We start from the raw sequence: 24,533 nt of genomic DNA, 5'->3' as shown, positions 1-24,533 counted from the left end.
TAATTTTTTATTATTTATGCAACGCTTACATCTTGAATAAATTGTGTATCAGAAGTTTTTGGGGAGGTATCAATTTGATCATCAACAATATCAGTAGCTTGTATAATGTCTTCGGTTTTAAGTAGCCCGATAAGTGGAGGTAAAGTATTTAGGTAAAAACTCTTATTGTATAAAATTCCTTGCTGAGGTAACTCAGATACAAAGTACTGTATATTATCAATCAATGGTTGGATTACATTCGTTTGATTAGTTTTAATTAACTCGTTGGACAACGTATTAATTAGTAGGTCAGCGGTATCTTCAAGTTGTTGTAAATTCTCGTCTGTATGCGATTGAACAACAAAAAAATTATTTACAATAGCTTGAATACGAGGAACGTATTTTGGGCGAATTATTTTAGCATCAAGAAGATCATTAAGCTTTACTTTAAGGCGTGAATTTACATGCGAAACACGTTCATTAAATAGCTTTTTTCTAGCTTCGATTGCTTTTTTGCGGTTACTCTCAATTTTGAGGTAACTGTATAAAAGTGTAATTAATAGCAGTAAAGCAAAGAATACTACATAAGTCATTGCCGTTTGTTCCTGAAATGTTTAATTTTTAGTTGTTACTAATATTTTGCTCTATCGTTTAACTTTTGGCAATAAAATTAGTACAAACGACTACCCCAATTTAGTTTTGTACGTAAAACGTTGTAGTACGAGTAATTTTTTGGATGAATTAAGCGCAATTGTTTATCCGCTTTTTTAATTACTACCTCATCGCCGGGTAATACGGCAAGCACAACATGGCTGTCGCAACTTACTTGTAGGCTATCTGTATTTTCTAGGCTTAGCTTTAAGCGTACTTCGTTATCGGCATCGACCACTAAAGGTCTACTAGATAAGGTATGAGGAAACATAGGTACTAACGATATTGCATTTAGCTCTGGCGTTAAAATTGGCCCGCCACCTGAAAGTGAATACGCCGTAGAGCCAGTAGGGGTTGATACTATTAAACCGTCAGAGCGCTGAGAAAACACAAAGTCATTATTTATAAAAGCTTCAAACTCAATCATATGCGCTACTTTATCGGCATGAAGTACCGCTTCGTTAACGGCTGAGTTTGCACTCTTTAATTCGTTGTGGCGATATACTTCTACTTCTAATAAAAAGCGTTTTTCTTCAAGGTACTCACCACTGAGGACTTGCTCTAAGCTCGCTTCAAACCCTTCAGGGTTTAAATCAGTTAAAAAGCCAAGGTTACCTCTATTTACTCCAATTACAGCAATGTTAAAGCGCGCAAGCACGCGTGCAGCACCAAGCATGTTACCGTCACCGCCTACAACAATAGCTAAATCGGCTTGTTCTCCTAAGTCGACTAACTTAACAAGTTTGTCATGCGGGATATCGTCTAATTGACTCCCTGTGCGTTTTTCTACTATTACCTCAAAACCAAGCGCAAGTAAAAATGTATGTAAGCGCTGAAGGGTAGCAGCGGCTCCCGGGTGATTAGGTTTGCCAATTAGGCCTATGGTATTAAAAGGAGAGTCCATAATGTACGCACAAAAAGATTTAATAATTGTAGAGTAACTCAAAACAGAAGTGTTTGAAAATACAGATTATAGCAATATTATAAACCTTCAATTTTATTCGCAGTCAGTTAACTGCACGACTTGAAAAACAACTAAACGCCCCGATATCTCTTTCATGCAACAAGATGTAGATACCATGAAACTAAACTCACGAGATCAGCAAATTTTTTCAGCTGTTATGAACATGTACTGTAATGGTGAAGGCTTGCCTGTTCCATCAACAAAAATTGCCAAGCTCAAAGGCATGGCAGTATGCTCGGCTACGGTTCGTAATGCTATGGCTCGCTTAGAAAAAGTGGGGCTATTGTATTCACCTCATACATCTGCAGGACGAGTGCCCACAAATGAAGGGTTTGATTATTGGTTTGATGAGTTTTTTCCACTCGCTGAAATTGCTAATTATTGGCAACCAGAGCAATCACAACTCGTTGAACTAGCACATGGTTTGAGCCAAAAATACCAAATATGTTGTTGTGTTGGTTTACCACAAGCCAGCTCGCAGCAAGTGTTTAGAGTAGAGGTGCTTGATTTTGATTCTACCGACTGGCTTATTCTATTAATAGACAGGGCTGGGCAGAGCCACAACATTTGTATTGATAAACCTCATGATTCGTCAGATTCTGTTCGTTATCAGTTTGCAACATGGTTGAATACCGTATTTAGCCAACAAACTCTTATGGAGGGTTTGTATCGTATGCAGGCGATGGCAAATACAGCGCCTCGAAATTGTCATGATTCACTTAATCAATGGACGCGACAGCTAAGTCAAAAATTAGGCTCAGATAATAGTATTGTAGTTGGCGAAAATTACCTCTATAAACAAATCGATTGTGAGCAAAGTTTAAATATTGGTGTTTCGTTTTTAAATTATGTAGAAGATAAACTCGCTTTTAAAAACGGTGTATCGGTACTTAATAGCGAAAAATTGCCTTTTACTGAGTGTGATGAATTGATCGTAATAAGCGTGCCGTACTTTCAAAACCAAGAATACCAAAGCCGCTTTTGTATAATTTGCCCTAAATCAGCGCAAATCGAAGAAATAATTCGAGAATTTAAATTAATTGAGGCATCTAACTCTTGAATCTTTTTATTCAATCCCCATAATTACCGCAGTTGTAAAGAATTGGAGCACGTATTTTATGTCTGAGCAGACACAAAACCCTGAGCAAGAAGTAGAATTAAACGAAGAAATTTCTAAAATGCAGGCTGATGTAGAAGCAGCAGTAGAAGCCGCTGATCAACATGCAGAAGAAGAGCAAAGCCCTGAAGCAGAAATAGCTATGCTATATGCAGAGCTTGAAGCTGCTAAACAAACTATTGCTGATCAAAAAGATGGTGTTGTTCGTGCTGCAGCAGACGTAGACAACATTCGTCGTCGTGCAGCACAAGATGTAGAAAAAGCGCATAAGTTTGCACTAGAAAAATTTGCTAACGAATTACTACCTGTAATTGATAATCTTGAGCGTGCTATTGAGTTTTCTGATAAAGAAAATGAGACTTTAAAGCCGTTGCTTGAAGGTATCGATATGACAGTCAAAAGCTTTAACGATGCTGTTGCAAAGTTTGGTGTTGAAATTGTAAACCCACAAGGTGAGCAGTTTAATCCAGATTTTCATCAAGCAATGTCAATTCAACCAAGTAACGATGTAACACCTAATACAGTACTTGCTGTTATGCAAAAAGGTTACACATTGAATGGTCGTTTATTACGCCCTGCAATGGTTATGGTTTCTAAAGCTGCTGATGCTTAATTGAATTATTAGTTTTAAAAAATGCCTCATATTGAGGCATTTTTTTTGTCTTTTTTATAGTGAATTAACTGTACGAGCATAGTAAGCAACACAGCGCTAAACATTAAACTTGAAAACGGCACTGCGCTTTTTGCATGCATAATAGCGAGTAGTGGGCCAACTAATGCGCCACTGCCAAAACGAAGTGTACCAATTACGGCCGTTGCCGTGCCTGTGTTTTTTTCAAACTTCATTAAAATTAACGAGTCAGCATTACTTGCTGTGACGCCTAAACTCATCATTAATGGCGCAATAGCAGCCACAATATAATAAAGTGATAAATGCAATAAGCTAAATGTTAATAGCGCAAGCCCCGATACAAACCCACATACAAGCCCAATATAGAGCATTTTTCGAGAGCCCAGCCTTGGTACAATTCGCGTATTTAAAAAGTTACCAAACATCAGCGCCATTACGTTAAAGGCAAATAACACACCAAATAACTGTTCTGACACTTCATATAAATCTAAATAAATAAATGGTACTGAGGTCAAAAAGCAAAAAAATCCAAACGATACAAACATAGAACTGAGTATGTCGGCACGTGCATCTTTATTACTGAGTACTGTTTTATAGCTGTCAAAAAATAGAGCGAGACCCTTTTTTTCATTTTTGTGAATAGGAATATCAATTAGATACACTTGCACAAACGCCAATATTAAAAAGCTATACCCAGCAAGCACCAAAAATATGGTTGACCAAACAGAAAATCCTAAAATAAACGAGCCAACAGAGGGGGCAACTAACGGCGCTACCATCATAATCATCGATACATATGACATTCCCTTAGCTGTATTTTGCTGATAAATATGGCGAATAATACCCGGTACTACTACCGTTGCTGCCGCTCCCGTAAATGCTTGCACTGCTCTAAGAGTCCAAAAAGCATGGATTTCGGTGGTAAATGCCAGTGCAAGTGAGCTTGCACCAAATAAGGTTAAGCCAATACGTGCAAGCTTACGGCGGCCAATTTGATCGGCAATGGGGCCAAAAAATAGCATCCCTAATGAATAGCCTGCTAAGTAAATACTCAACGATATTTGAACATTTGGCATATTAGTGTGTAAATCGTTTGCAATTACCAGCATGGCAGGTAAGTACATATCTATCGCCAATGGCGTAATCGCCACTATACTGGCCAATAAAGGCAATAAAATACGGGTATTAAAAGACGAGGCTGAGGCGTCCATGTGTAAACTCAACAATCACTAAAAACAAGGGCTATAGTGTAACAGGGCATTGTATTTGGATAAACTTAGTTTGCCCGCTAAGTTTATCGTCATATTGCTTTTTTTTAATATAACGGTACATAAAGCAAATATTTTAAATTGGTACTGTGTTTGCTATTCTACAAGCAATAAAAAATTCATTACTTAAGAGAATTATCATGAAAAAACTAGTACTTGCAGTATTAGCGACAGCCGTTTTAGCCGGTTGTAAAACGTCACCAACAGGACGTACTCAAATAGCGCTTTACTCAGATCAACAAATGAGTGAAATGGGCACAGCTAGCTTTGCAGATATGAAAAAAAGCCAACCAATTAATAAAGACGCTAAAACAAATTCTTATGTAAATTGTATTGCTGAAAAAGTAGTGGCTGTATTACCAAAAGAATACGCGTCGCAAAATTGGGAAGTAGTGGTATTTGAAGATGAATCTGCTAACGCTTTTGCATTACCTGGGGGTTACATTGGGGTTCATACGGGCTTATTAAAAATAGCCACCAATCAAGACCAACTAGCAACAGTACTAGGGCACGAAGTAGGGCACGTAATTGCTGAGCATTCTAATGAGCGTGTTTCACAAAGCTCTATTTTAGATACCGGTATGCAGCTTGGTAGTGCTGCACTTGAAATGGGTAATATTCAATACCGTAACGAAATTATGCAAGGCTTAGGTTTGGGCGCACAATATGGAGTTGTTTTACCATTTAGCCGCTCTCACGAATCAGAAGCCGATACTATAGGTCTGGATTTAATGGCACAGGCGGGTTTTAATCCACAAGAGTCGGTTACACTTTGGGAAAATATGAGTGCAGCGGGCAGCGGTACAACCCCTGAGTTTTTATCTACTCACCCAGCGCCAAGTAACCGTATTAAAAATTTACAAGCGCAAATGAGTAAAGCACTTAGCGAGCAAGGCACTGCTAAAGCACAGGGTAAAAACCCACAATGCACACTGTAGTTAAGCGCTTTACTATTTGAAGTAGTGTACGTTTAGTATTAATGCGTAATTAAAATAAACCCCTGTAAGTATTTACCTACAGGGGTTTTATTTTAGTTTTTAAGCGTGGTTATTCAGCAGCAAGTGCTTGTTTAAATACATTTTTAAAGCGTTCAAAATCTTCAATGTGCGGCAGGTGCCCTAAATTATCCAGTTCAAATAATTGTGCGTCAGGAATAAGTGTTGCAGCGTGTTTGCCTAATTTATCATATCGACCAAGCTCGTAATCAACACCGTCTTTTTTCCAGTTACGGCCAGGGCCGGTTCTATCGCGTGTACCAATAATTAATTTAACCGGTACAGTTAAATCTTTAAATTCGGTTATTACAGGTTGAGTGAAAATCATATCGTATGTTTTTGCATTTACCCATGCCATTTGTTCTTTATCCGGGCCTTGTATTTGCCCTGTTATAAAGTCGGTTAAGGCTGAATATGTGGCATTCCACTTACCATCGTAGTAATTTTTTTGTTGGTATTTTCTTACGCCTTCTGGCGTTTTTGAAAATTCGTTTTTATAGAAAAAATTTGTATCTTTGTAATCAACATACTGCAGGTAGTTTTCAAGCCCAATAGGGTTAAGTAAAATTAATTTACTTGTTGTGTTTGGGTACATTAGTGCAAAACGACTCGCTAGCATCCCACCCATAGAGTGCCCTAATACAATTGACTCTTTTATATTAAGTGAGTCCATTAACGCATGAGTATGATGAGCAAGAGCCGCAAATGAATATTGGTAATTAGTTGGTTTAGATGATTTCCCAAAACCAATTTGATCAGGAATTAATACGCCGTAGCCTAAAGATTGCAGGTATTGCGCAGTGGAAGTCCAGTAATCTGCATTAAAATTTTTGCCGTGCATAAGCGTCACTGTAGGCATGTCGGATTTGGTAGGCTTTAAGTAAATATAGGCCATTTTAAGAGATTGTTTTTGTGACTCAATGTTAAAGTAATTTACTTTAAAGTCGTACTGGTAACTGCTTAAAAGTGCATCATAAGAAAGTGAAGAGGTATCTTGCGTTGTGCCCGCTAATGCATTGTTTGTTAATAACAATAAAGTAGAAAAGCAAATAACTTTAATCGACGACATTTGGTTACTCCAATTAAGGACAAATAATATGAGCTCTAATATATAAAACTCAGAATAATTCATTATAGTAACCAAACATTAAGTACTATTCAATTGAGGCTTTGTCATGCTCAACGTTGTTTAATTTGGAGATGAAAAAAGCGAAGCTAAAATAGAGCTTCGCTTATTAATGTAGGGTAAAACGAGTATCGTTAAAGCTTAAAACGTCCACTCAATATGGATTTGTGGCACTGACTCAGTGACTTCAGTACCTAGTTTATTGTGCCAGTATTGTAATTCCATACCCAACAGTAGTGTGTTCTCTTTCATTTGAAGAGCGTGGCCCATATCCCATACTAAAATAGGCTGTGCGAGTATCCACGCCTCTACATCGTTACCAAATTCATCTTCACGCTCTGCAATGTATTCAGCGTGGCCTTTAAAGCTAAATTTTTGTGAGCCAATATTAAAAGGGTATTCAAAGGCAACATCAAGCATCCAGCTATTTGTTTCAATAGGAGCCCCGCCTTTTGCTACACCTTCACTATCGTCAATGTAAGCTGTGAACAGCGTTTGAAAAAAGTTAAACCCAGGTACATCCCAGCTTAATTTAACACCAGGCAAGTATTTCATTACTTTAGCGTCGCCAGCAACGTTAATACCACCGGTAAGGCCCACATCTAATAATGCGCCTGCGCCAATTTTTTCGCCGCTAATGGCCGATAAGCTTACCGTTGAATACCACTCACCATAAAAATCAGCATCTTGGTAACCATCATCGGTATCGTCTTTACTGTAATCGATAAAAAAGAAGTTATCGCCGTAATCGTAACCCGATGCATGTTGAACCGAGTAAACAGTTGTGTTTGACTCTTGCTCAGTGAATGGGTTTTTTTGGTCGCCATTATTAATATGTAGTGCTGTGCTGCTCCAATTAGCCGCAAAAGCAGAAGACGATAAAGCAATTGATGTAAAAGTAACGAGAGGAAGTAATTTTTTAAATTTCATATCTGTATTTAACTATAATTTTAGTGACACGCGAAGGCGCGCATTATAGCAAAAGTGATTGATATGTAGAGTGTTATTTTAACATATGTTGCAGCTTACTTATTAAGCTGCAACATAGTATCGGTGTTTAAATTATGCTTTATTACGGCGTAAGCAAATAACTGCAATGGCTGTAAATGCTAAAATAAAGCAGTAATAAGAAGACGTTGATACTTCCCACGGGCTAATTTTAAACGTAGCACCTAATAACAATGCTTGGGCACCGTATGGCAATGAACCCTGTGTAACACAGGCAAATATATCAAGTAAACTGGCAGAGCGTTTACCGCTTATTTCACCGTCATCTGCTAGCTTTTTAGCAATAGGACCGGCCACAATAATAGACACTGTGTTATTAGCAATACATACATTACTTGTTAAAACTAACGCAGCGATACCTAATTGGTCTGCCACTTTACGGTGCCATTTTGCAATGATTTTAGTAATCGCTTGAATTTTTTGAGCAATGTAATCAAGACCACCGTTAATACGAATAAATTCAGATAAGCCACCAATAAACATAGAAAGTAAAAATATTTCCTGCATATCAGTAAAGCCTTTGTAAATGTCTTTTACAAAGCTTGCGCCTTCGTAACTTCCTGTAAAGCCCATTAATGCGGCAAAAATAATACCGCTAAACAACACTACAAATACGTTCAAGCCAGCAACTGCTAACACTAAAATAAAGGCATAAGGAAGTACTAACCAAATATCATAGTCTTTAGTTTCAACTACTTGTGCAGCAGGTGTTAAATAAAACAACAGGGCGATTGTTAGAATGGCTGCAGGGACTGCAATTTTAAGATTTTCTTTAAACTTGTCTTTCATTTCACAGCCCTGCGTGCGCGTAGCTGCAATAGTGGTGTCTGAAATAATAGATAAGTTATCGCCAAACATAGCGCCAGATACAATCGTACCTGCCATTAATGCTGGGTCTATACCTGTTTTAATTGATACCGCATAAGCGATAGGGCCAATGGCGCCAATTGTTCCCATTGACGTTCCCATTGCAGTAGAAACAACGGCCGCAATTAAAAACAAACCAGGGAGCAATAACGAAGGTGGGATAAGCGATAAGCCTGCATTTACTACCGCATCTACACCACCGGTTGCACTTGCCACAGCCGAAAAAGCACCTGCAAGTAAGTAGATTAAACACATGGTAATAATATTGTTGTGTCCGGCACCTTTAATAAAGGTCTCTACACATTGGTTTACCGTGCCTTTATTTAAAATAAACGCAAGCATGATGGCGGGCAATATAGCAACAGGTGCAGGTAGTTGGTAAAAAGCATAATCAACCCCTTGCGATTGCAAATACAAACCGGAGCCTAAAAATAGCGCTACAAAGGTAAGTAGGGGAAGTAAAGAAAGTATTGCTTTGTTTTTATTAAATGATGGCTGCATCATAATCCTCATAACCAGTAAAATTTATCACAGCCAAAACTCCTCTTTTAGCTGAATTTAGCAGTACAACTTTTTATTTTAAAAAGTTGTTAGCCGCAGCGTCCGCAAGCCAAAGACCAAATCGACGCGAAAGAGAAGTTTAAATGTATAGATGGCTAAAGTAAACTGGTATTGTTATTATTATTAAATTAAAAAGGTCACCTGACTATTGCATGACTTTTAGATAATATCTATAAAGCAACGCGATTTTCAGCGATTAATATTTATCCAGCTGCATAAAAATACCCACCTGCGTATTTTGTAATGCCCGGATATGTGGCTAATAAACGGATTCAAATTAAATTAGGTAAAAACCATGACTACAAATCGAATAGGTGTTTTTGGTGCTAACGGCAGAATGGGCTTAGCCCTATTAGAAGCCGCTACAATTAAAGAGCAAACACAACTTACAGGCGCATATGTTCGTAGTGGTTCATCGCTATTGGGCATTAATGTAAATCAAGTAAATAGCGCAGCCGATAACAGTGTTAGCTTTAGCGACGAAAGTACAATAGATGATGTAGATGTTTTAATCGACTTTACGCTGCCAGCGGGTATGAAAAACCATTTAAAAACAGCTGTTGCACAAAAAATTCCTATGGTGATTGGCACAACAGGTTTAACAAATGATGATATGGCGCTATTACACGATGCCGCTAAACATATCCCTATTGTATTTGCGCGAAATTACAGCGTAGGTGTCAATGTATTACTTAACCTTGTGCAAACCGCAGCGACTAAATTTGGTGACGATTTAGATATCGAAATATTTGAAGCGCATCACCGTCATAAAATAGATGCACCATCGGGTACTGCACTGGCAATAGGTGAGTCAATCGCGCAAGCGAAAGGCTGGGATCACGACGAGGTTGCGGTATATGACCGAAGCCAAGTAGAAACAGCGAAATCTCAAAATGAGATTGGTTATTCTGTCCTAAGAGGGGGCGATATAGTAGGTGAACATACCGCATACTTCGCTACAATGGGCGAAAGGCTTGAATTAACACATAAAGCAAGTTCGAGAATGACGTTCGCTCTAGGTGCTATAAGGGCTGCAAGCTGGTTAAAAAACAAACCTGCTGGACTTTATGATATGCAAGATGTGCTAGATCTTAAGTAGTTTAGTTACTATTTTAACTGTTTGGGTCTAATTTCACCTACAGTGACTTATTTGTAACAATTAACCAAATAATGTTAGACCTAAATAGCAACTTCATGTAATATGCAGCCAATTTGCCAAAAATTACTAAATGCGTGTTTCCAATTATACCCAAGTGGCTAGTAAATCCAGGGTTTCAGTGGGAATGAAAATAGTTTTAGGCAAGAAAAATGATTGAAGGTTGAATGCTTTACATCTGCATCATTTAAGACTGCGTAAAACAATTTAAGCTCACAAAAATCTGGTTTTGACGATCCCTCTGGGTATTGGCGGGGTGTTAAGCAATTGCTTACTCCCGTTTTTTACTGTTAGGAGGTTTAACTTGACTAAATCCGCTCTGTTAGTCCTAGAAGACGGCACAGTGTTTCGCGGTACTGCAATCGGCGCTGACGGCATGTCAGTCGGTGAAGTGGTATTCAATACGTCTATGACTGGTTATCAAGAAATTTTGACTGATCCATCATACGCGGAACAAATCGTAACTTTGACGTACCCACATATCGGTAATACGGGTACCAACAGCGAAGACGAAGAAGCGAATCAAATTTGGGCTAAAGGCCTAGTGATCCGTGATTTGCCACTGCTAGCAAGTAACTTTCGTAACGAGCAATCGTTAGATGTTTACTTAAAAGAACGTAATATTTTAGGTATTGCGGACATCGACACCAGAAAGCTAACTCGAATTTTGCGTGATAAAGGCGCACAAAACGGGTGTATTGTTGCCGGTGACGAGCTAGACGAAAATAAAGCGTTACAAGCCGCGCAAGCCTTCCCAGGCTTAAAAGGTATGGATTTAGCAAAAGTTGTCTCAACCAAGGAAAATTTTGAGTGGCGCGAATCAAGCTGGACATTAGGTGAAGGATTTAAAACCCTTGACGCTGCTGATGAAAAGTTTCATGTTGTTGCCTACGACTTCGGTGTAAAACGTAATATTTTACGTATGCTTGTAGACCGTGGTTGTAAACTTACAGTAGTACCAGCGCAAACTTCTGCCGCTGACGTACTTGCTTTAAACCCTGATGGTATCTTCTTATCTAATGGCCCTGGTGATCCTGAGCCATGTACTTACGCTATTGAAGCCATTCAAGCCTTTTTAGAAACCGACACACCTATTTTTGGTATCTGTTTAGGTCATCAGTTATTAGCCCTTGCCTCAGGTGCTAAAACAGAAAAAATGAAATTTGGCCACCACGGTGGTAACCACCCAGTTAAAGACCTAGACCGTAATGTAGTTATGATCACAGCTCAAAACCATGGTTTTGCAGCTCAAGAATCAAGCCTACCAAGTACGCTTCGTGCCACGCATAAATCGTTATTTGATGGAACGCTTCAAGGTATTCATCGTACTGATAAGCCCGCGTTTAGCTTCCAGGGTCACCCTGAAGCAAGTCCAGGTCCACACGATGCAGCACCATTATTTGACCACTTCATCGATTTGATGCAAGCGCGTAAACACTAATTTAACTGGAGTAATAATGCCAAAACGTACCGACATAAAAAGCATTCTTATCTTAGGCGCAGGCCCAATTGTAATTGGTCAAGCTTGTGAATTTGACTACTCTGGTGCTCAAGCGTGTAAAGCACTTAGAGAAGAAGGCTATAGAGTTATATTAGTTAACTCAAACCCTGCAACTATCATGACCGATCCTGAAATGGCCGATGCTACCTACATCGAACCAATTCACTGGGAAGTGGTAGAAAAAATTATTGAAAAAGAAAAGCCAGATGCAGTATTGCCTACAATGGGTGGTCAAACAGCATTAAACTGTGCACTTGATTTAGACAAGCATGGTGTATTGGCTAAGCACGGCGTTGAGCTAATTGGTGCAACGGCGGATGCAATCGACAAAGCAGAAAATCGTGAACGCTTTGACGTAGCAATGAAAAACATTGGCCTTGAATGTCCTCGTGCTGAAATTGCTCACTCAATGGAAGAAGCTAAAGATACAATGAGCCGAATTGGCTTACCATGTATCATTCGTCCTTCTTTCACCATGGGTGGCACCGGTGGCGGTGTTGCTTACAACATGGAAGAGTTTGAAGAAATTTGTGAACGTGGTTTAGACTTATCGCCAACAAACGAATTATTGATTGATGAATCACTGATTGGTTGGAAAGAGTACGAAACAGAAGTTGTACGTGATAAAAATGATAACTGTATTATTGTTTGTACCATTGAAAACTTTGACCCTATGGGTGTTCACACTGGCGATTCAATCACCGTTGCACCAGCGCAAACGCTAACCGACAAAGAATACCAAATTATGCGTAACGCCTCTATGGCGGTATTACGTGAAATTGGTGTAGAAACTGGCGGTTCTAACGTGCAGTTTGGTATTAATCCTGAAGATGGCCGCATGGTTATCATTGAGATGAACCCACGTGTATCACGTTCATCTGCACTTGCATCAAAAGCAACGGGTTTCCCAATTGCTAAAATTGCTGCAAAGCTAGCAGTAGGTTACACGCTTGACGAGCTTCAAAACGATATTACTGGCGGTAAAACTCCAGCATCTTTTGAGCCTTCAATCGATTACGTTGTAACAAAAATTCCTCGCTTTAACTTTGAAAAATTTGCAGGTGCGAACGACCGTTTAACTACGCAAATGAAATCGGTTGGCGAAGTAATGGCGATTGGTCGTAACCAACAAGAATCATTACACAAAGCATTACGTGGTCTTGAAGTGGGCGCAACAGGTTTTAACCCAATAGTTGCACTTGATGACCCTAAAGCGAAAGAAAAAATCATCCGCGAATTACGCGAGCCAGGTGCTGAGCGTATCTGGTACATTGCCGATGCAATGCGCCATGGTATGAGCGTTGATGATGTTTATGAGCTGACTAAAGTTAATCGCTGGTTCTTAGTACAAATAGAAGATATTTTAAAAGACGAAGCAAAAATTGGTGAAGTAGGTATGGCTGGTTTAAATGCCGACTTCCTACGTAAACTTAAACGCAAAGGTTTCGCAGACCCACGTATAGCTGAAATTGCTGGTGTATCTGAAGCTGAAATTCGTAAAAAACGTCACCTATTAAACATCGTGCCAGTATACAAACGTGTTGATACGTGCGCTGCAGAATTTAGCTCAGACACAGCTTACATGTACTCATCTTACGATGAAGAGTGTGAAGCAAACCCAACAGATAAAGACAAAATCATGGTTATTGGTGGCGGTCCTAACCGTATCGGCCAAGGTATTGAATTTGATTACTGTTGTGTACATGCCTCGCTTGCGCTTCGCGAAGACGGCTATGAAACCATTATGGTTAACTGTAACCCTGAAACGGTTTCTACCGATTACGATACATCTGATAGACTATACTTTGAGCCAATTACACTTGAAGACGTACTTGAAATCGTACGTGTTGAAAAGCCAAAAGGCGTTATTGTGCAGTACGGTGGTCAAACACCACTTAAATTAGCACGTGAGCTTGAAGCGAATGGCGTGCCAGTAATTGGTACTTCACCTGATGCGATTGACCGTGCAGAAGACCGCGAACGTTTCCAACAACTTGTAGAGCGTTTAAATTTACTTCAGCCAGAAAATGCAACAGTAACTTCAACTGAAGAAGCACTACTTAAATCAGTTGAAATTGGTTTTCCACTCGTTGTACGTCCGTCGTATGTACTAGGTGGTCGTGCAATGGAAATTGTATACGATGAAGACGATTTACGTCGCTACATGACCGAAGCTGTATCTGCATCAAACGAAGCACCTGTATTACTGGACCGTTTCTTAGATAACGCAATTGAAGTTGACGTTGACGCAATTTGCGACGGCGAGCAAGTAATTATTGGCGGTATCATGGAGCACATTGAGCAAGCCGGTGTTCACTCTGGTGACTCAGCATGTTCATTACCAGCACATTCTTTATCGCAAGAAGTGCAAGATGTAATGCGCAAGCAAGTAACCGATATGGCGCTTGAGCTTGGTGTTGTTGGCTTAATGAATACACAGTTTGCTGTAAAAGATGGCAAAGTGTACTTAATTGAAGTCAACCCACGTGCAGCTCGTACTGTACCGTTTGTATCAAAAGCAACCGGTGTAGCGCTTGCAAAAGTAGCTGCTCGTTGTATGGCGGGTCAGTCTTTGGCAAGCCAAGGTATCACTAAAGAAGTGATCCCTCCTTATTACAGCGTTAAAGAAGTTGTTTTACCATTTGCTAAGTTTCAGGGTGTGGATCCAATTCGTGGCCCTGAGATGCGCTCAACGGGTGAAGTGATGGGTGTTGGTGATACTTTCGCCGAAGCATTCGCAAAAGCACAATTAGGTGCAAGCAACACTTTACCACGCGGTGGTCGCGCGTTATTATCTGTTCGTAATAGCGATAAGCCACGCATTGTTGAATTAGCCAAGATTATGACCGACTTAGGTTTTGAACTTGACGCAACGGGTGGCACGGCACAAGCTCTTGAAGAAGCTGGCATTGAAGTACGACGTGTAAACAAAGTATATGAAGGCCGCCCGCATATTCTTGATTATATCAAGAATAAAGAGTACAGCTATATCGTTAATACCACCGAAGGTCGCCAAGCGATCGAAGATTCGAAGGTGTTACGTCGTGGTGCATTGCAAAATAAAACCAACTATACGACAACCTTGAACGCGGCTTTTGCTAACTGTACTGCTAACAAAGCAGATGACCGTAGTAAAGTAACGTCAGTTCAAGAGCTACACCTGCGATTGAACTAAGGAAATGTGCCAAGGCCAACTAGGGCCTTGGTGTTAAGTGAGAAAAGTATGCAATCAATTCCGATGACAGTTCGTGGCGCAGATTTACTGCGCAAAGAGCTTAACGAATTAAAAACAGTTACCCGTCCAAAAATTATCGCCGACATTGCTGTTGCGCGTGAACACGGTGACTTAAAAGAAAACGCTGAGTACCACGCTGCACGTGAGCAACAGGGTTTTTGTGAAGGTCGTATTCAAGAAATTGAAGCTAAACTTTCAAATGTTCAGATAATCGACGTAACTAAAATGCCAAATACGGGCAAAGTTATTTTTGGTACCACAGTAACTATAGTAAATGTAGATACGGATGCTGAAGTAAAATACCGTATTGTAGGCGATGATGAAGCAGATATTAAAAACAACTTAATTTCTGTTAATTCACCGATTGCACGTGGCTTAATTGGTAAACAAGTAGACGATGCAGTGTCTATCCAAACGCCAAAAGGTATCGTTGAGTACGAAATCATTGAAGTTGAGTATCTTTAACGCATAACTCACTTTAACGTTTTAAATAAAAACCGATGTATTTACATCGGTTTTTTTATGCCTTAAATAAATCACTATACTGATAAGGGTGTTCATATTGCATAAAGAGTGAGCATGATGATATAGGTACATAATCACTTCATTAAAAGGAACACTCAATGGCTAATATACTTTACCCAGCGCCTTTAAAAGTAGGCTCTAAAATTGCTATTTGCTCGCTTTCATCTGGGCTAAAAGAAAAGTATCACGGACGATTAGATATTGTTATAAATGGACTAAAACAACGAGGGTATAATGTTGTTGAAGGCGAGTTTTTACGTCAAAACAAACCACGTGAACAGCTTAATGCTAAAGCGCATGCTAAGCAGCTAATGGGTTTTTTATTAGATGATGAAATAGATGCGATTATGCCGCCAATGGGTGGTGAGCTGGCAATGGAAATACTGCCACTACTTGATTTTAACGCCATTAAGGAAGCAAAGCCTAAGTGGTTAGTTGGTTTTTCTGATGTGAGTACTATTGCATGTGCACTCACTGCTAAGTGCCAATGGGCAACCCTTCACAGCGCTAATCTTATGCAGTTACACCCAGATGAAAAAAATCCGTATAGCCTACAAATATTTGAAACTCTGACCTACGAAGCCGGTAGTAAATTTGAGCAAGGTCCTTCTTCTTTATACCAAAAAAATAAGCCTAATTACGCGCAAAACCCGAACGAATTACTCAGCCCGAGTGAGCCCACAAACTGGCAATGTTTAAACTACACAGATAAACGTACCATAGAAATGTCTGGTCGGTTATTTGGTGGGTGTTTAGATACCGTAGGTTTATTGCTCGACTCGCCATTTTTAGCGCTGCATGAGTTTAAAAAGGACAGTGCGCCCGAAGGGCTTATTTTATACCTCGAAAACTCAGAACTTACACCAACAACCGTTGCACGATTTTTACTGTCATTAAAATTAGCCGGTATATTCGATGATATCAATGGCTTGGTTTTAGGGCGAAGTGAAATAACACAAGGTCATTACGATGCCTTTGATTATCGCCATGCGTTAGATGTAGCGCTAGGTGGGTGTTTATTTCCTGTAATTTTTGATGCCGATATAGGGCACGTTCAACCTAACTTAAATTTGGTCAATGGTGCTACCTGTACGCTAGTTGCTGATATAAACGAAGGTATAGTAGATCGCGCATCGTTAAATATTCAACTTTCGTAGTTTTTATTGTATTTAGTTTTGAAAAACAAATAAATACAAGCGTATAATATGCCTACAGTAAGTGCTAATGCTTACTGTAAATTCTCAGGGCGGGGTGAAATTCCCCACCGGCGGTATGTTTAATGTTTTTTATGACTTAAACGAGCCCGCGAGCGCTTTATTTAACTTATTTTAGGTTAAGTAAAGGTCAAGCAGATCTGGTGAGATGCCAGAGCCGACGGTTACAGTCCGGATGAAAGAGAATATGGCTTATTATACTAAAACCAATTTTATTAAAGACATGACCGTTGTATCGCGTTAAGTGAGCTATTTTCTTTGCGCTATAATTAGTCACTAATTTAATGTTATTGGTATAACAGTGTGCGCTGCTTTTTGCTGCGTGCTTTTTGTTATTCTATTTAAGCTATTTTGGTAGTGATCGCTTTAAATTTAAGTGATGTATTACTGATCCTTTCACAGTCCTGAATCTATTATTTTTATTTGGAATATAATGATGATTCAGTCTCTACTTACTCAATTCGGCGAAAGCCATACCCGCGTTCAAAGCGCAATCACTGCACTACAGCAAGGCCAAGGCGTACTTGTTGTTGATGATGAAAACCGTGAAAATGAAGGCGACTTTGTTTTTTCAGCTGAGCATTTAACGACTTCTCAAATGGCAGAAATGATCCGCGAAGGCAGCGGTATTGTTTGTTTATGCATGGGGGATGAGCGCATTAAACAGCTCGACTTACCGCAAATGGTAGCTAACAATACGAGTCAAAATAACACCGCTTATACAGTCACTATTGAAGCTAAGCATGGCGTAACAACAGGCGTATCTGCTGCTGATAGAGTAACTACTATAAAAGCAGCGACAGCGGATAATGCAAAACCAAGTGATTTATCGCGCCCAGGGCATGTGTTTGGTTTAAAAGCACAAACGGGTGGCGTATTAGTGCGTCGCGGTCATACCGAAGCATCCGTTGATTTAATGCAACTTGCCGGCTTAAAACCATTTGGCGTAATTTGCGAGCTAACAAATCCTGATGGTTCAATGGCGCGCTTACCAGAGGTGAGTGATTATGCTAATAAACATAGTATGACCGTGGTTTCTATTGAAGATTTAGTGCAATACATTCAGGCTGCACAGCGCAAAGTAAGTTAAACTGCTTTAAAGCAAAAAAACCACTTATTTAAATAAGTGGTTTTTTAATATTGTTATCATTTAAGTTTATAACGTATTACTTATAAAATCTGAATAACTTGCTCTTTTGCTAAGCGAGATTTAGGTAATTTAGCATTATAATCTTCAGCGCTATCATGATAGCCAAGTACTAATGCCACGTCGCATACGTAACCATCAAGTTCTTTTTCAAAGACTTCGCCAATCAGCTCGGCATCTACGCCTTCCATTGGGGTTGAATCAATGCCTAAACGTGCAGCGGCATGCATAGTGTTACCCAGTGCAATGTAAGTTTGTGCTTTAGTCCACTCTTCATTAACGCCTTGCTCATCAGTATTCATATCAACAAACGCATAAGCACCAAAAGCTTGTTCGCGATTTTCTGCTTTAGTACGGCCATTTTTAATATCTGCATCAATAACTTGTGCGTAGTCATCGCGGGTATATTTAGGATTGTGAGCGAATAATATTATATGCGAAGCTGTTTTAATATGTGGCTGGTTAAACGCAAATTTATTAGCAAATGTACTATGCATACGCTCTTTAGCTTCATCTGATTCAATTACGATGAATTTCCAAGGCTGCGAGTTAATAGATGATGGAGATAGGCGCATAGCTTCGTAAATAACGGCTAAATCGTCTTGAGATACACGTTTCGTTGCATCGTAACGTTTTGCTGTGTAACGCTTTTCTAAGTCATTAATAATAGGGTGAGTCATTAGTTTCTCCATTGAGTAGGTGTTTTACCAGTATTTACTATGTTGAGTCAGTTTTAGTAAAAACAAACCCTTTTAAAAATTTATTACAAAAATAATATCGTGTTTTTAAATCACTCTACTTATTTAATTCAATTGATATCTACGTAAAGTAAGGCCTATCAATATAGCTAGGTACGGATAGTAGTGGGTTATTACAATATGATAAACAGGTATATGGTTGAATCATTATCAAATATTATTAGGTAATAGTTTCTTTAATAAATATAAATACAGCCATAGCCACCCCGAAATATTGGCTGAAGACACCAATTACATTGGTGCCTTCAATTAATTCAGGCAGCGCGTATTTAGTATTTATGGAATTAAAAACCTTCCAACACTATTTTGCCAATAGAGCGACCTTCTTCAAGTTCTGCGTGTGCAATACGCAGGTTAGCCGCATTTATAATGCCTAAATTTTTACCAATCGTTGTTTGAATATGGCCCTGATCAATTAACTCAGCAACATGATTTAGTAACTTGCTTTGCTCAATTAAATCTTTGGCATTAAACATTGAGCGGGCAAACATAAATTCCCAATGTAGCGATAAGCTCTTCATTTTTAATTTACTCACATCTAATGACTCAGGATCGTCAATCATTGCAATTTTACCAAATGGTGCAAGTACCTCCGTATACGCTTCAAAGTAAGTATCAGTACTGTGTAGACTTGCTACATGTGTTACCGATCCAATGTTTAATGCATCAATTTGAGCGGGTAATGGTTTTGTATGATCAACAACATAATCCGCGCCTAGTTTTTTAACCCATGCTTGTGAGCTTTCACGCGATGCAGTGGCAATCACAGTTGCGCCAGTAATCGCTTTAGCAAGCTGGATAAAAATAGAACCAACGCCGCCTGCGGCACCTGTTACTAAAATAACTTCGTCTGATTTTGTTGTTGAATCAGCTGCTTGTTTTACAATGTTTAAATGCTCAAATAATAATTCGTACGCTGTTATTGCAGTAAGGGGTAATGCAGCAGCTTCAGCATCGTTTAAGCTTTGTGGTTTGAACCCTACAATGCGCTCATCCACTAATTGAAATTCTGCATTACTACCTGGGCGGGTAATATCACCTGCGTAGTAAACAGCATCGCCCGGTTTAAATGCCGTTACAGCATCGCCGATGGCAACCACTTCACCAACAGCATCCCAACCAATTACTTTTACTTCACCGTTTGTTGGTGGCATATATAGGCGCACTTTATAATCGGCAGGGTTAACTGCAATAGCTTTAACTTTAATTAATAAATCACGACCTGTTGCAACTGGCTGTGGTAATTCAACATCAATTAACGACTCAGGGTTAGAAACAGGAAGAGATTTTTTATAACCAATGGCTTTCATAATAAGTGTCCTAATTTGTTTACATATAAGGTGCAAGCCATGCTTTGGCTAGCTGATGGATATATAGTAGACCTTGCTTTAATATAGATAAACCGCATAATTGTTGAATCATTATCAAATAAAAATAGATAATATGAACATAGAAGATTTAAAACTTATTTTAAAAGTAGCTGAGTTTAGAAGTATTACGCTCGCAGCTGCTAAGTTAGATATGCGTACAGCCACAGCAAGCGCTGCTATTAAACGTGTTGAGGCAGCCCTTGGTAGTGAGCTATTTGTTCGTACAACACGTCATTTAAGGTTATCGGCTGCTGGGGAGCGCTACATACCACAATGTGAGCAGGCTTTAGCTGTACTTGAGCTTGCAAAGCAAAATCTAAAAGGTGAACACGACGAAATAGAAGGCGAGCTGCGTGTTGCCCTTTCATCTGACTTAGGCCGTAACTTAGTGATCCCATGGATTGATGAACTCATGGACACTTATCCAAAGCTAAGTTTAAGAGCGCATATAAGTGATAGTAATATCGACTTTTACCGTGACTCAGTTGATATAGCACTTCGTTATGGCTCGCCTAATGATGCTAGCGTTTATGGATTCAAAATTTGTAACGTACCGCGCTTGTTATGTGCAACTGACGAATATCTCTTACAAAACGGGGCTCCCATGCATCCCGATGATTTAGCGTCGCATCAAGGTTTGTTTTATCAGTTGCAGGATATTATAAATAATACGTGGGAATTCACCGATGGTGAGTCAAAATATAAAGTTAAAATGAATGGCAGGCGCGCCTCAAACGATGGCGATTTAGTAAGGCGCTGGTGCGTTGCGGGTAAAGGCTTGGCTGTAAAATCAGCCCTTGATATAGCCGATGATTTACTCAATGACAGGGTGGTTACTGTAATGCAAGATTATCAACATGTTAATGGTGAACTTTGGCTTATTTGCCCAAGTAGGCAGTCAATAACCCCAGCGGTGCGTTTACTACGTGATGCATGCAGAGCAAAATCCCAAGCTATTTTGCAGCAGTTGGTAAATAAAGGAATTATTGATAAAAGCGTACTGAGCTAATTAAGGAAGAGTTATGCAAGTTGATGATATTAGAGTTTTTATTCCCTGTAAAAATTATGAACAATCTCAGTGTTTTTATAAAGCGCTTGGATTTAAGATTGAAGATGCCTCAAATGATTTATGTGTGTGTACCTTTGGCGAATGTACGTTCTTTTTACAGCGTTATTATAATAAAACGTTTGCTGAAAACTTAATGCTGCAACTTTGTGTGTTAAATATAGATGAAGCATATGAACTCATTAGTAACCTAAACGGTTTTGATATCCGCTTTGAGGGTATAAAACAAGAACCTTGGGGTAGCGTTATTTACTTATGGGGACCATCGGGTGAGCTTTGGCACGTAACTGAATTAAATTAAAAATAAAAAGGAATAAATGTGAAATTTAATAAATATATAATTATTTTTATGGCGACCTTACTTGCTTCTTGTAGTTCGCTTGTGAGTAACAATACAGGTAAAAATACGCAATCTAGTAGCTTAATGGACTTCTTATATCCTGATCAACAAAGCCGCTCTACCTATAAACCTGAGATACCTGTTTTAAAACTCCCTGTTACCGTCGGAATTGCATTTGTACCGTCTAAAAACTGGCAGCCAGACGGGTTAGAGACCCAAAACCAAGTCGAGTTACTCGAAAAAGTAAAAAAGTCATTTCTACAATATGATTACATTGACCGCATTGAAGTTATACCAAGTACCTATTTAAAAGGAGGTGAAGGTTTTGCAACACTCGAGCAAGTCGGGAGGCTTTACGATGTAGATGTAATGGCACTGGTTTCATATGATCAAGTTACGCAATCGTATGAAAATAATGCAGCCTTACTTTATTGGACAATAGTGGGTATGTACGTTATTCCAGGTAATGAAAATACAATTCAAACCTTTGTGGATACAGCTGTTTTTGATATTAAAAGTAGAAAAATGCTATTTAGAGCACCAGGTATAAGTAAACTTGAAAAAAGAACAACAGCAATAGGTATTGATGAAACGTTATCTGAAAAGTCGGCTGAAGGTTTTAATCTAGCAGTTAGTGATATGACTACTAATTTAGATGCAGAGCTATCAAGGTTTAAAACACGTGTTAAAGAAGAAAAAATTGCAAAAGTCGAAAATAAAGATGGCTCTAGTAGCGGTGGCTCTTTGAGTATTTATTTACTCTTTTTGTTGTCGTTATTAGTTATGCGTAGCAAAAAAAATTAAAGTTAATAAAAACCAAGTATTTTTAATAATGCCACCGGCTTAGAGCTGGTGGCATTATTTTTTATTCGTTAACTTAGCTTTTTATTAAAAAACTCAACGGTACGTTGCCATGCAAGTTCGGCATTGTCTTTATCATAGCGACCTGTCGAGTCGTTATGAAAACCATGATTTGCCCCTTTATACATATGCATAGTGTATTCAACATTATTAGCTTTTAAATCTTGTTCGTACTGTGGCCACGACGCGTTTACACGTTTATCCAGCTCGCCTAATTGAATCATTAACGGTGCTTTAATATTTTTACGTAAACTTTCACTGGCGGGAGTGCCGTAAAAAGGCACGCCAGCGCTGATTAAATTACTATCTACTGCCGCTAAATAATTAACAATGTAGCCACCAAAACAAAAACCGACAGCGCCTAACTTACCGTTACTGTTAGCATGCGATTTTAAAAAGTGCGCTGCGGCAACAAAATCGTTTTGAATTTTAGCGCGATCCATGGTTTTTTGCATAGCGCGTCCTTCATCATCATTACCAGGGTAGCCACCCAGTGGAAATAGCGCATCGGGTGCAAATGCAATAAAGCCTACCTTCGCTAAGCGTCTTGCTACATCCTTTACGTACGGGTTTAAACCACGGTTTTCGTGTATCACAAGTACAACAGGGAGCTTACCTTCTATGTTTTTAGGGGTTGCTAAGTAACCTTTGCCTTTACCGTGCCCATCTGGCGAATCGAATTCTTCGTATGTTGCTTTAATATCATCGTCATTAAACGACACTTGTTCAGCCAATGCGTAATTAGGTAATAATGCTGATGTAAGTACAGCCATCGAAAAGCCAAGTGCAGCAAGGCCACCGAGTTTTTTCATAAAAGTACGTCGGTCCATTAAACCGTGGGCGTATTCGTCATACCAATCAAAGGCTTCTTGAGGAATGTGATCAGAGGGGGATGTATTCATGGCTGTTCCTTAACTTTATTATGTCTATTTATTATTTAAATACCATAACGTATTAGGGATAAAAAACGAGCAATATTTCTCTCAATTATTAGGATTGTTGCCAAAGTTATCCATCAAGCAAGGAAAGGAGCACATTCCTTTGTTGTGCGGATATTAAAGAAACCATTTCAAGATGATTTAAATCTTTTACCTCATAAATGCTCACTTTTGGGTTACTAAGAGTAAGCAACCCATTATATGGACTCACTTTGTCTGCATTACTTGAAAAGATGTAAGTTTGCCTTGCATGAGGGGTCTTATTTAGATTGCTTAATATGTCGAGTTTATTAAGAGGTACTTTACTTTTTTCAATTACCTTAGCCGCGACTTCGTTTATATAATCATCACCTAACAGTTTGCTATAAACAGGGTATGATAATTTAGCAATTGTTCTTAGTGCGGCTTTAAAATTAATCATTGGAGCAAAAAGTATATGCTTATTAATATTGAGTTTGGTTGTGAGGTCGATGCTTGCAACTGCACCCATAGAGTAACTAAGCAATGAAATGTCGGTATATTGGTGTTCATTTATATATTTTACTAATAAATCAAGGGAGTTTAAGCCATACTTAAATTCATCGTATTGATTACTTGCAGGCATCACTATTACATTCTTTCCAGTGATATGGCTAAGCCATCGGGCTTGCATGGTGTAAACCAAACTATTTACGCCATATCCCGGAAAAATAATTAAAAGCCCATCGTTTGACTTACTCGGTAAATTATCAGCATTGAGTTGATATTCAAATGTATCGTCTTCAGTGCTTCCTTTACTAATTAAAGTTAATGTTAACGTATTGCCACTTAGTAGATAATTATCAATATCCTTAGGTGAAATAATCCTAAAATCAAGACAACCTATTTCGCTGCTGCAGTAATGGGTTTGTGCTCCAGATAAAGCGATAGAGCTCTCAAATTCTTTAGGGAGAACTTTCTCCGGAGGCTTAGTTATTTGATAAGCAATATAGCTCTGGCAACCACTTAAAAAAATAACTAAAGAAATAATCAGTATGTATAAGCGCATTAAAGTCCCTTTAATTTTCAAGCTGAAATTTTTATTGATTAATTAATGCCTGATATCCCTTCATCTACGCCGATTAAAAAGTCGAGCCCTACAAACGCAAACGATATTGCAACGGCGCCTAATAGCATTAAGTTGCGGTTATTCTTTTGTAGCTAAGAGTGGTTAATACAGCAAAAACAATAAATAAAATAAGTTGAATTGTGCCCATCATTATTCCTTTTGAGGGTT

At 38.9% G+C, this 24,533-nt stretch carries 22 protein-coding genes and 1 riboswitch; of the genes, 12 read left to right on the top strand and 10 right to left on the bottom strand.

The window, feature by feature from the left end:
- Positions 1–14: 14 nt before the first annotated feature.
- Together JG479_RS09785 and nadK are read right to left on the bottom strand one after the other, a co-directional pair.
- Entirely contained in the window at positions 15–572 is a 558-nt protein-coding gene (locus JG479_RS09785; RefSeq protein ID WP_200219062.1) for a hypothetical protein, read from the bottom strand.
- 77 nt (positions 573–649) lie between these two features.
- Positions 650–1,534 (bottom strand): NAD(+) kinase, encoded by an 885-nt coding sequence (nadK, locus tag JG479_RS09780; RefSeq protein ID WP_004335384.1) that lies wholly within the window; start codon positions 1,532–1,534, stop codon positions 650–652.
- Positions 1,535–1,688: 154 nt separating this feature from the next.
- Here nadK and JG479_RS09775 point away from each other — a divergent pair, with 154 nt between their 5' ends.
- On the top strand, positions 1,689–2,654 hold the full coding sequence (locus JG479_RS09775; RefSeq protein ID WP_039487462.1) for an HrcA family transcriptional regulator: 966 nt from the start codon (positions 1,689–1,691) through the stop codon (positions 2,652–2,654).
- A gap of 58 nt (positions 2,655–2,712) precedes the next feature.
- On the top strand, positions 2,713–3,324 hold the full coding sequence (gene grpE / locus JG479_RS09770; RefSeq protein ID WP_024597391.1) for a nucleotide exchange factor GrpE: 612 nt from the start codon (positions 2,713–2,715) through the stop codon (positions 3,322–3,324).
- Between the two features lie 26 nt (positions 3,325–3,350).
- On the opposite strand, the gene JG479_RS09765 is transcribed toward grpE, so the two are convergent.
- Positions 3,351–4,553 (bottom strand): Bcr/CflA family efflux MFS transporter, encoded by a 1,203-nt coding sequence (locus tag JG479_RS09765; protein WP_004335389.1) that lies wholly within the window; start codon positions 4,551–4,553, stop codon positions 3,351–3,353.
- Between the two features lie 197 nt (positions 4,554–4,750).
- Here JG479_RS09765 and JG479_RS09760 point away from each other — a divergent pair, with 197 nt between their 5' ends.
- A complete protein-coding gene (locus tag JG479_RS09760) occupies positions 4,751–5,548 on the top strand; it encodes a M48 family metallopeptidase (protein ID WP_182748564.1) in 798 nt (265 codons plus the stop codon).
- 109 nt (positions 5,549–5,657) lie between these two features.
- On the opposite strand, the gene JG479_RS09755 is transcribed toward JG479_RS09760, so the two are convergent.
- The 3 genes from JG479_RS09755 to JG479_RS09745 all read right to left on the bottom strand — a co-directional run bounded on the left by JG479_RS09755 (position 5,658) and on the right by JG479_RS09745 (position 9,107).
- On the bottom strand, positions 5,658–6,674 hold the full coding sequence (locus JG479_RS09755) for an alpha/beta fold hydrolase (RefSeq protein WP_200219060.1): 1,017 nt from the start codon (positions 6,672–6,674) through the stop codon (positions 5,658–5,660).
- 198 nt (positions 6,675–6,872) lie between these two features.
- Positions 6,873–7,661, bottom strand: coding sequence for a nucleoside-binding protein (locus tag JG479_RS09750; protein ID WP_149602436.1), 789 nt, complete (start codon positions 7,659–7,661; stop codon positions 6,873–6,875).
- 132 nt (positions 7,662–7,793) lie between these two features.
- Complete coding sequence (locus tag JG479_RS09745) at positions 7,794–9,107, bottom strand: Na+/H+ antiporter NhaC family protein (protein ID WP_004335396.1); 1,314 nt, start codon at positions 9,105–9,107, stop codon at positions 7,794–7,796.
- 355 nt (positions 9,108–9,462) lie between these two features.
- Between JG479_RS09745 and dapB the strand changes: the two genes are divergently transcribed.
- The 6 genes from dapB to ribB all read left to right on the top strand — a co-directional run bounded on the left by dapB (position 9,463) and on the right by ribB (position 17,888).
- Positions 9,463–10,266, top strand: a complete 804-nt coding sequence (dapB, locus tag JG479_RS09740; protein WP_004335398.1) for a 4-hydroxy-tetrahydrodipicolinate reductase — start codon at positions 9,463–9,465, stop codon at positions 10,264–10,266.
- 361 nt (positions 10,267–10,627) lie between these two features.
- Entirely contained in the window at positions 10,628–11,764 is a 1,137-nt protein-coding gene (gene carA, locus JG479_RS09735) for a glutamine-hydrolyzing carbamoyl-phosphate synthase small subunit (RefSeq protein ID WP_200219058.1), read from the top strand.
- A gap of 16 nt (positions 11,765–11,780) precedes the next feature.
- On the top strand, positions 11,781–14,999 hold the full coding sequence (gene carB / locus JG479_RS09730) for a carbamoyl-phosphate synthase large subunit (protein WP_039487473.1): 3,219 nt from the start codon (positions 11,781–11,783) through the stop codon (positions 14,997–14,999).
- Between the two features lie 48 nt (positions 15,000–15,047).
- Positions 15,048–15,524 carry a transcription elongation factor GreA gene (gene greA, locus JG479_RS09725; RefSeq protein WP_004335404.1) on the top strand — a complete coding sequence of 159 codons (477 nt, stop codon included), beginning with the start codon at positions 15,048–15,050 and terminating at the stop codon, positions 15,522–15,524.
- 158 nt (positions 15,525–15,682) lie between these two features.
- Entirely contained in the window at positions 15,683–16,741 is a 1,059-nt protein-coding gene (locus JG479_RS09720) for a S66 family peptidase (protein WP_182752742.1), read from the top strand.
- 76 nt (positions 16,742–16,817) lie between these two features.
- Positions 16,818–16,989, top strand: a riboswitch (FMN riboswitch).
- A gap of 245 nt (positions 16,990–17,234) precedes the next feature.
- Positions 17,235–17,888 (top strand): 3,4-dihydroxy-2-butanone-4-phosphate synthase, encoded by a 654-nt coding sequence (gene ribB, locus JG479_RS09715; RefSeq protein WP_024597433.1) that lies wholly within the window; start codon positions 17,235–17,237, stop codon positions 17,886–17,888.
- 80 nt (positions 17,889–17,968) lie between these two features.
- Here the strand turns inward: ribB and JG479_RS09710 are convergent, their stop codons facing one another.
- Positions 17,969–18,625: a nitroreductase family protein gene (locus tag JG479_RS09710; protein WP_200219054.1), complete on the bottom strand. Its 657-nt coding sequence runs from the start codon at positions 18,623–18,625 to the stop codon at positions 17,969–17,971.
- A gap of 362 nt (positions 18,626–18,987) precedes the next feature.
- Entirely contained in the window at positions 18,988–20,013 is a 1,026-nt protein-coding gene (locus JG479_RS09705; RefSeq protein ID WP_200219052.1) for a zinc-binding alcohol dehydrogenase family protein, read from the bottom strand.
- A 133-nt stretch (positions 20,014–20,146) separates the two neighbouring features.
- Between JG479_RS09705 and JG479_RS09700 the strand changes: the two genes are divergently transcribed.
- From JG479_RS09700 to rhlP, 3 genes are read left to right on the top strand one after another with little or no spacing between them, the layout of a single operon-like run.
- On the top strand, positions 20,147–21,082 hold the full coding sequence (locus JG479_RS09700; RefSeq protein WP_200219050.1) for a LysR family transcriptional regulator: 936 nt from the start codon (positions 20,147–20,149) through the stop codon (positions 21,080–21,082).
- A 13-nt stretch (positions 21,083–21,095) separates the two neighbouring features.
- A complete protein-coding gene (locus tag JG479_RS09695; RefSeq protein WP_138489301.1) occupies positions 21,096–21,440 on the top strand; it encodes a lactoylglutathione lyase in 345 nt (114 codons plus the stop codon).
- Between the two features lie 48 nt (positions 21,441–21,488).
- Positions 21,489–22,283 carry a rhombotarget lipoprotein gene (rhlP, locus tag JG479_RS09690; RefSeq protein ID WP_200220334.1) on the top strand — a complete coding sequence of 265 codons (795 nt, stop codon included), beginning with the start codon at positions 21,489–21,491 and terminating at the stop codon, positions 22,281–22,283.
- Positions 22,284–22,351: 68 nt separating this feature from the next.
- Here the strand turns inward: rhlP and JG479_RS09685 are convergent, their stop codons facing one another.
- Positions 22,352–23,242 carry a dienelactone hydrolase family protein gene (locus JG479_RS09685; RefSeq protein ID WP_004335418.1) on the bottom strand — a complete coding sequence of 297 codons (891 nt, stop codon included), beginning with the start codon at positions 23,240–23,242 and terminating at the stop codon, positions 22,352–22,354.
- A 106-nt stretch (positions 23,243–23,348) separates the two neighbouring features.
- Positions 23,349–24,305, bottom strand: coding sequence for an alpha/beta hydrolase (locus JG479_RS09680; protein WP_200219048.1), 957 nt, complete (start codon positions 24,303–24,305; stop codon positions 23,349–23,351).
- Between the last annotated feature and the right edge of the window lie 228 nt (positions 24,306–24,533).

The sequence above is a fragment of the Pseudoalteromonas sp. LC2018020214 genome (assembly GCF_016598755.1).
Lineage (GTDB): Bacteria > Pseudomonadota > Gammaproteobacteria > Enterobacterales > Alteromonadaceae > Pseudoalteromonas > Pseudoalteromonas distincta.
The sequence above is the reverse complement of the archived record's forward strand: the minus strand, read 5'-3'. Positions and strand labels throughout refer to the sequence as shown.

Excerpts from the sequence above, each read along its gene's own strand:
- JG479_RS09745 (WP_004335396.1), bottom strand. The coding sequence starts at position 9,107 with ATGCAGCCATCATTTAATAAAAACAAAGCAATACTTTCTTTACTTCCC.
- JG479_RS09720 (WP_182752742.1), top strand. The coding sequence starts at position 15,683 with ATGGCTAATATACTTTACCCAGCGCCTTTAAAAGTAGGCTCTAAAATT.
- JG479_RS09785 (WP_200219062.1), bottom strand. The coding sequence starts at position 572 with ATGACTTATGTAGTATTCTTTGCTTTACTGCTATTAATTACACTTTTA.
- carB (WP_039487473.1), top strand. The coding sequence starts at position 11,781 with ATGCCAAAACGTACCGACATAAAAAGCATTCTTATCTTAGGCGCAGGC.
- JG479_RS09760 (WP_182748564.1), top strand. The coding sequence starts at position 4,751 with ATGAAAAAACTAGTACTTGCAGTATTAGCGACAGCCGTTTTAGCCGGT.
- JG479_RS09680 (WP_200219048.1), bottom strand. The coding sequence starts at position 24,305 with ATGCGCTTATACATACTGATTATTTCTTTAGTTATTTTTTTAAGTGGT.
- JG479_RS09775 (WP_039487462.1), top strand. The coding sequence starts at position 1,689 with ATGCAACAAGATGTAGATACCATGAAACTAAACTCACGAGATCAGCAA.
- JG479_RS09710 (WP_200219054.1), bottom strand. The coding sequence starts at position 18,625 with ATGACTCACCCTATTATTAATGACTTAGAAAAGCGTTACACAGCAAAA.
- ribB (WP_024597433.1), top strand. The coding sequence starts at position 17,235 with ATGATTCAGTCTCTACTTACTCAATTCGGCGAAAGCCATACCCGCGTT.
- JG479_RS09685 (WP_004335418.1), bottom strand. The coding sequence starts at position 23,242 with ATGAATACATCCCCCTCTGATCACATTCCTCAAGAAGCCTTTGATTGG.
- nadK (WP_004335384.1), bottom strand. The coding sequence starts at position 1,534 with ATGGACTCTCCTTTTAATACCATAGGCCTAATTGGCAAACCTAATCAC.
- greA (WP_004335404.1), top strand. The coding sequence starts at position 15,048 with ATGCAATCAATTCCGATGACAGTTCGTGGCGCAGATTTACTGCGCAAA.
- JG479_RS09700 (WP_200219050.1), top strand. The coding sequence starts at position 20,147 with ATGAACATAGAAGATTTAAAACTTATTTTAAAAGTAGCTGAGTTTAGA.
- JG479_RS09755 (WP_200219060.1), bottom strand. The coding sequence starts at position 6,674 with ATGTCGTCGATTAAAGTTATTTGCTTTTCTACTTTATTGTTATTAACA.
- dapB (WP_004335398.1), top strand. The coding sequence starts at position 9,463 with ATGACTACAAATCGAATAGGTGTTTTTGGTGCTAACGGCAGAATGGGC.
- rhlP (WP_200220334.1), top strand. The coding sequence starts at position 21,489 with ATGGCGACCTTACTTGCTTCTTGTAGTTCGCTTGTGAGTAACAATACA.
- JG479_RS09765 (WP_004335389.1), bottom strand. The coding sequence starts at position 4,553 with ATGGACGCCTCAGCCTCGTCTTTTAATACCCGTATTTTATTGCCTTTA.
- grpE (WP_024597391.1), top strand. The coding sequence starts at position 2,713 with ATGTCTGAGCAGACACAAAACCCTGAGCAAGAAGTAGAATTAAACGAA.
- JG479_RS09695 (WP_138489301.1), top strand. The coding sequence starts at position 21,096 with ATGCAAGTTGATGATATTAGAGTTTTTATTCCCTGTAAAAATTATGAA.
- JG479_RS09750 (WP_149602436.1), bottom strand. The coding sequence starts at position 7,661 with ATGAAATTTAAAAAATTACTTCCTCTCGTTACTTTTACATCAATTGCT.
- JG479_RS09705 (WP_200219052.1), bottom strand. The coding sequence starts at position 20,013 with ATGAAAGCCATTGGTTATAAAAAATCTCTTCCTGTTTCTAACCCTGAG.